Below are 828 nucleotides of genomic sequence, written 5' to 3'. Positions count from 1 at the left end.
GGCACCGGGAACCTCTTTGTCCCAGTACTCCCGCATCTCCTCCGACGACTTCAGATAATAGCCGTCACCATCGAACTTGAACCGGTTCGGATCATTCAGCGTCTTACCCGACTGCACACACAACAACGCCGAATGCGAATCCGCCTGATCCTTGGTCACATAATGCGAATCATTCGTCGCCAACGGCTTGAGATCCAGCAACCGCCCGATCTCCAGCAGACCCTCCCGCACCGACCGCTCGATCGGCAACCCGTGATCCATCAACTCCAGAAAGAAGTTGTCCGCCCCGAAAATGTCCTTGTAATCCGACGCCGCCTGAATGGCCTCGGCCTTCTGCCCCAACCGCAACCGGGTCTGCACCTCACCCGAAGGACACCCCGTCGTCGCGATGATCCCCTCAGAGTTCTCCGAGATCAACTCCCGGTCCATCCGAGGCTTGCGGTAATACCCCTGAATCGACGCCAACGACGACAACGTGAACAGATTCCGCAAACCCGTCGCGTTCGCCGCCAACATCGTCATGTGCGTATACGAACCCGCACCCGAAACGTCGCCACCCTCACCGAACTCGTCAGCCCCACGCTGGTTCGACTGCCCCCAGAACACCGGCTTCTTGTGAAACCGCGACTCCGGCGCGATGTAGGCCTCGATACCGATGATCGGCTTGATCCCGGCCTTCTTCGCCTGCTGGTAGAACTCGTCCGCCCCGTACATGTTGCCGTGGTCGGTCATCCCCACCGCCGGCATCCCCAACCGCGACGCCTCCGCGAACAACGGAGCGATCTTCGCCGCACCATCGAGCATCGAATACTCGGTGTGCACATGCAG

1 protein-coding gene is annotated in these 828 nt (G+C 60.1%); it reads right to left on the bottom strand.

What is annotated here, in order from left to right:
• On the bottom strand, nucleotides 1-828 hold an 828-nt coding region (locus tag JHE00_RS34575), incomplete at both ends, for a PHP domain-containing protein (RefSeq protein ID WP_200326411.1).

It is taken from the genome of Prauserella cavernicola (genome assembly GCF_016595675.1).
GTDB lineage: Bacteria > Actinomycetota > Actinomycetes > Mycobacteriales > Pseudonocardiaceae > Prauserella_A > Prauserella_A cavernicola.
Note: the sequence above shows the minus strand (reverse complement) of the source record. Positions and strands in the feature narration are given on the sequence as shown.